Origin of the sequence: Sphingorhabdus sp., assembly GCF_040079335.1 — a bacterium.
Classification (GTDB): Bacteria; Pseudomonadota; Alphaproteobacteria; order Sphingomonadales; family Sphingomonadaceae; genus Sphingorhabdus_B.
Genome location: NZ_JBEBKL010000090.1, coordinates 1 through 3,961 on the forward strand (window position 1 = coordinate 1; position 3,961 = coordinate 3,961).

The following is a 3,961-nucleotide window of genomic DNA, read 5'->3' on the forward strand; positions in this document are numbered from 1 at the left end:
GCGCAAACCCGTCACAGGAGGCTCCCAAAGCGAGCTTCAAGCGTGGGATCGAGGGCGAAGCCCAGATCACGCGCCAACCGGGCCGCGTCAAGAAAGTCACTTTCAGTGAGGTCAAATTCGCTCGCCGCTTCAGCAAGACCGGCAAAGCGCCCGCGCGCGACCTGATGGAGCGCGCCATGCGTCTGGGTCACGGCAATGGGCCAGGTGTCGGCCAGACCGACGATGCGTTCCGAAGCAATGAGCAGGATGGCGCCGCGGCTGATCGCCGCGTCGGTCTGGGTCGCATCATAGGCATTGCCGCTCGACGCAAAGCAGAAGGCGCGCGCATAAGAGGAAGCGAAACGGTCGGGTTCAAAGTCCATAAGCGGGGTTCCTTGAGGGCAATGCTCGCGTCTGCATGGCGGAACGCTCAAGCAGAACATTGCAGCGGTTCAGCTGTAGGTCGGGCGTTCGACCGGAAAGTTGGCTGGCGGAAGCCCGGCGAAGACCAAAGCGCTGTAGCGGCCGCCATCATAGGCCGCCGAGTGGACCGGGCGACGGTGGCGTTGGATCCGGTCGAGCAGGCGGTTGGCCCGGGCTGCAGTGGCGAGCGCTGCACCCTCGGTTCGGGTCAGGCTGATCAGCCGGACGATCTCGCCGGTCTCATACCACCAGCCGCCTTCCTCAGGCTCGCCATAGGCCAGACCGATCTCGTAAAAGGCGACGGCGAAGCTCATGACGGCGTGCCTGCAAGCCGGAACGGCGGCGGATCGAAGCGGCTGCGGCCGATTGCCGCCATGATCGCTTCGTAACTGCCAAGCTGGAAAATCGCCTCCGCATCGAATACGGCATATTCGTCTTCAGCGGCAGTGAAATCCTCAGGCTCGCCGCTCCCTGTATATACGACGATCTCCGGATCGAAGGCTCCAGCGCTGCCGCCTGACCAGCGCCAGAAGGCGAGGCCATGGTCGATGCAAAATTCTTCCAGATCATCGAAGGTCCCGTTCGAGACATCATAAGCATGAAGATCAAGCGGCCCGTCACTGTGCGTCAATTGGCTATCAAAGGGCGGCCCATCCCATTCGGTACGCAAGTCGTAGGCTGCTATGTGGCCGGCAAGCTCTTCATAGCATGTTTGAGGGAGCGTGCCGCCAATGCGGATGCGCGCGGAGACGAATTCAGCCATGAGGATCCTTTCGGGCCAAGCGAGCACTCTGCCCGCTTACCCCGTTCGACCCTCCTCCCCTCTCAAACCGGAAGCTGGGGCGCGCGCTAAAGCGCTTCCCAGCGATAGTCCGGGCTGCCCGCCCAAATGAGCCGAACCATATCGCCCTGGACCACCGACTGGACGACATTGGGCCAGAGCGCTGCGATGCAGATGCCTTTATGGTGCCGAACCGAAGGGTAGATGATCCCGTTATGACCCTGCGCGCGCGCTTCAGCCGCAAGTGCATTGCCCGCTGCATAGCCGGTGGCGGGATCGGGATCGAGCGCAGCGTGACCAACAGCCGCGCGCAGGTCGATGAACAGCCCCGACATGCTTGCGAGCATCTCGCCATAGTCAACCACGGCGTTAAAATCGCCTGCGTCCGCCAGCGCCAAAGTCAGATGCTGCCCGACCTCGGCAATGCACGTCTCGAGCGCAAGGGCTGCATACCAGGCACCGCGGTTGGGCGGGTTAAAGCGCATCGGCGCGCGCGGCTTGGCATAGGCAAAGCATGCATTGATGAAGCGCGCATGAGCGACACCGTGGACCAGTTCATCGGGGCCAAGCCCTCCTATCCCGCGTTCTTCGGCGATCAGCCTGCCGCTGGTCGCGCCCTCGATTTCGGCTAGGAGGGCGCGTTCGTCGTCGTCATCGGCCAGAGGTGCCAGCACCGCTTCGCGCAACCGGGCGCTGGCGACCAGCCGGATCGTGCGCGGAAAGGCTTCGCGAACCAGCGGGTGTGCTGGCGGCGCGTCAGAGCCCGCCACGCAATGCGTCGATATAGAGCCGGGTTTCGAGCATGCGTGGGATGCCGCCTTCGATCATCGCCTCAACCGGCGATTTCGAGGCAAAGATCGGCCCGCGATTGGGCAATTGTGGCCAGCGGTCGGCCATGGAATCGGCAAAAAGCAGGTGCAGACCCTTGAACACGCCGATCAGCGCCGAGGCGCGGGTGAGCTGGTCCTGGCTGAGCGTGCCGTTCCAGGTCCCGGCCTTCATCCGGTCCCAGGTGCTTGTCGATACGCCGAGCAGCGCCGCACCTTCAGCATTGTCGCCGCCCCAGGCATGGACGAGCCGCAGCACCGCTTTTACCGCAGCGGCCGTCAGCCGCTTGCGATCGCCGTCGCCTGCAAAGGTCTGGAGCCCCGCTGGAGCGGTCGGATATTTGGGCCTGAGTGCAGCACTTGCCATAAGAACGCTTCTCCTGATGTGTATATACGCATCACATGGTGCGATTGTCAAGGTTTTGGAGTGCCATGCGTCGGCGATTTGGCTCACAGATCTGAAATCCTTCGACCTAGCGGAGGGTCAGGCAAAGCCGCCCTCAGCGAGCCGTTCGAGGTAGTGCCGCACATCGTCAGCGCGGCCGTCGCGCACGAGCTGCTCTGGAGGTGCACCGCCCAACGATGGCAGACTCTGCGACCGGTACCAAGCGTAGGCCGCGTGCGGCGATCCTGCCCACGGCAGGATATGGTTGAGGATATCCTCGAGTTCGCGCAATCGCGCCTGCACCGGGGCCGAGCGCACACGATCCGAGTTCGCGACGGCTTCGCGCGATAGCCCTAAAGTGGCGGCCAATTCGGACGGCGTGATATGAAGCAGTTCGGCAACGGCTTGCGGAATAACATCGCCATCAACCAAAGCATCGGAAAAGATCGAAACACTCATTGGTTAGTCATTCCTTTCTGACGCCCAATATGGATCTAGCGAAGCGGCGATTCTACCGCCTCGCCCAACCGGTCGACGAGATTGACTATGGGTGGCCCGTTCCAACGCCAGAGCACCAGATTGCGACCGGATTCGTGCTGCTGTGACGCATAGATCAGGCCATTGATCCCCACCGCCTGCAAGCGCGCGGCGGTCAATTGGCTTGGCGCGTCGCTGAAACCAAACCAGCGTTGGCGCAGATCTGCAGGCGTCAGGCCAGCAGCTGCAAGCCCGTTGGACGTGGTCAGGTCGAGCACCGTCGCGCTTTCGATGTCAAACGAGCACAGCAGGCCGGGCCGGTCGTAGAGCGCCTGGGTATATTCGGCATACGCCGTGTGCGGGTCGAGCGCAGAGTAAAAGGCAGGGGTGCCTGGTGGATTGAAGCGCCCGCCATGAAGCCGTGCGCCCTCACCCGAAAGAGGTGTGTGCGCCCAGCGCGGCGGAACGACGCGATATGTCCTCGCCGTAAACAGGCTTGCCGCATCCATGTCGGTCAGGCGTAGGCGCCATCTTCGAGCGCATCGAGCCAGCGCAACACCTGGGCAGCCTCGCCGCCCTGGACGATATCGACCGCGCGCTTGTAGCCAAAGGCGGCAATGGGCTGATGGCGAAACCAGATCACCGCTTTGGCAAGGCCGCCGCCCATATCGCTTGCGCGCGACAATATGGTGGCAATCGGCCCCAATTTGGCCTGGACTTCGGGCGAACCGGGATTGCGCGCGAGCGTGGTCCGGTGGACGCCAGCCAGATCGGCGACTTCGGCCTGGGTCATGTGCAACATATCACCGAGCCTTTTGGGCTCGATACTCGCGCCCGCATCGGCGCTGAGCGCATCAATAACCGGATCGAGCAGTGTCGCAACCATTTTGCATCTCCAAAACATCACTTTGTGTTGCTATCATGTAGCACGAAACTACCTTATCGGCAAGATCATTGGCCACTTGGCAATAAAAGGCTCAATCCCGCTCTTTCCCCCTCGCCTCTCTTGGGTCCGAAGGGACAAAGCGGGGCGAACACACAATATCCAGCAAACACCAACGCCACCTGCATCTCCAATGCCCATAGGCC

At 62.2% G+C, this 3,961-nt stretch carries 8 protein-coding genes; all 8 read right to left on the minus strand.

Annotation, left to right across the window (positions count from 1 at the left end; translation table 11 throughout):
* Window positions 1-11: 11 nt before the first annotated feature.
* Window positions 12-362 carry a hypothetical protein gene (locus ABL922_RS14195; RefSeq protein ID WP_349024863.1) on the minus strand — a complete coding sequence of 117 codons (351 nt, stop codon included), beginning with the start codon at window positions 360-362 and terminating at the stop codon, window positions 12-14.
* Window positions 363-431: 69 nt separating this feature from the next.
* Complete coding sequence (locus tag ABL922_RS14200) at window positions 432-716, minus strand: hypothetical protein (protein ID WP_349024864.1); 285 nt, start codon at window positions 714-716, stop codon at window positions 432-434.
* On the minus strand, window positions 713-1,165 hold the full coding sequence (locus tag ABL922_RS14205) for a hypothetical protein (protein WP_349024865.1): 453 nt from the start codon (window positions 1,163-1,165) through the stop codon (window positions 713-715). The genes ABL922_RS14200 and ABL922_RS14205 overlap by 4 nt, the downstream gene beginning before the upstream one ends.
* 86 nt (window positions 1,166-1,251) lie before the next feature.
* Window positions 1,252-1,953, minus strand: a complete 702-nt coding sequence (locus ABL922_RS14210) for an RES family NAD+ phosphorylase (RefSeq protein WP_349024866.1) — start codon at window positions 1,951-1,953, stop codon at window positions 1,252-1,254.
* Window positions 1,940-2,377 (minus strand): antitoxin Xre-like helix-turn-helix domain-containing protein, encoded by a 438-nt coding sequence (locus ABL922_RS14215; protein WP_349024867.1) that lies wholly within the window; start codon window positions 2,375-2,377, stop codon window positions 1,940-1,942. The genes ABL922_RS14210 and ABL922_RS14215 overlap by 14 nt, the downstream gene beginning before the upstream one ends.
* A 117-nt stretch (window positions 2,378-2,494) precedes the next feature.
* The gene (locus ABL922_RS14220) at window positions 2,495-2,854 is read right to left on the minus strand and encodes an antitoxin Xre/MbcA/ParS toxin-binding domain-containing protein (protein WP_349024868.1); all 360 of its coding nucleotides are present in this window, start codon (window positions 2,852-2,854) and stop codon (window positions 2,495-2,497) included.
* 35 nt (window positions 2,855-2,889) lie between these two features.
* The gene (locus ABL922_RS14225) at window positions 2,890-3,381 is read right to left on the minus strand and encodes an RES domain-containing protein (RefSeq protein ID WP_349024869.1); all 492 of its coding nucleotides are present in this window, start codon (window positions 3,379-3,381) and stop codon (window positions 2,890-2,892) included.
* A gap of 5 nt (window positions 3,382-3,386) precedes the next feature.
* A complete protein-coding gene (locus ABL922_RS14230; RefSeq protein WP_349024870.1) occupies window positions 3,387-3,758 on the minus strand; it encodes an antitoxin Xre/MbcA/ParS toxin-binding domain-containing protein in 372 nt (123 codons plus the stop codon).
* Between the last annotated feature and the right edge of the window lie 203 nt (window positions 3,759-3,961).

What these genes read in the sequence shown, in the direction of transcription:
- ABL922_RS14215 (WP_349024867.1), bottom strand. Translation starts at nt 2,377, where the DNA reads ATGGCAAGTGCTGCACTCAGGCCCAAATATCCGACCGCTCCAGCGGGG.
- ABL922_RS14220 (WP_349024868.1), bottom strand. Translation starts at nt 2,854, where the DNA reads ATGAGTGTTTCGATCTTTTCCGATGCTTTGGTTGATGGCGATGTTATT.
- ABL922_RS14195 (WP_349024863.1), bottom strand. Translation starts at nt 362, where the DNA reads ATGGACTTTGAACCCGACCGTTTCGCTTCCTCTTATGCGCGCGCCTTC.
- ABL922_RS14205 (WP_349024865.1), bottom strand. Translation starts at nt 1,165, where the DNA reads ATGGCTGAATTCGTCTCCGCGCGCATCCGCATTGGCGGCACGCTCCCT.
- ABL922_RS14230 (WP_349024870.1), bottom strand. Translation starts at nt 3,758, where the DNA reads ATGGTTGCGACACTGCTCGATCCGGTTATTGATGCGCTCAGCGCCGAT.
- ABL922_RS14225 (WP_349024869.1), bottom strand. Translation starts at nt 3,381, where the DNA reads ATGGATGCGGCAAGCCTGTTTACGGCGAGGACATATCGCGTCGTTCCG.
- ABL922_RS14200 (WP_349024864.1), bottom strand. Translation starts at nt 716, where the DNA reads ATGAGCTTCGCCGTCGCCTTTTACGAGATCGGTCTGGCCTATGGCGAG.